The sequence below is a fragment of the Rahnella perminowiae genome (genome assembly GCF_019049695.1).
In the GTDB taxonomy this organism is placed as follows: domain Bacteria; phylum Pseudomonadota; class Gammaproteobacteria; order Enterobacterales; family Enterobacteriaceae; genus Rahnella; species Rahnella perminowiae.
In genome coordinates this window covers 1-384 of record NZ_JAFMOT010000026.1, presented here as the reverse complement: position 1 = coordinate 384, position 384 = coordinate 1, and the positions used below count along the sequence as shown (strand labels likewise).

At 50.0% G+C, this 384-nt stretch carries 1 pseudogene; it reads left to right on the top strand.

The features are described from left to right. A pseudogene (locus tag J1781_RS00105) lies at positions 1 to 384 on the top strand (transposase); the annotation flags it as partial.

Here is a 384-nt window from a genome sequence, read left to right as displayed (position 1 = left end):
AACTGGAAAGCAAAATATGGCGGGATGGAAGCCGCTGATATCAAAAAAATCAAAGACCTTGAGGACGAGAATCGTCGTCTGAAGCAAATGTTTGCCGATCTGAGTTTGGAATGCCGGGCGCTGAAAGACGTCATCGAAAAAAAGCTTTAAAACCAGCGATAAAGCGTGAGCTCGTCAACTATCTGACCACGCAATTTACGATGAGCATACGCCAGGCATGCAGGACGTTATCGCTAAGCAGGACGGTGTTTCGTTATCAACCGGATACGCGACGTGATGAAGCGGTGATCCAGAGGCTGACCGAGGTCGCTGAGCGCTATCCCCGCTACGGTTTTAAGAAGCTTTTTCAGGTACTTCGCAGGCAGGGGCACGTCTGGAACCACA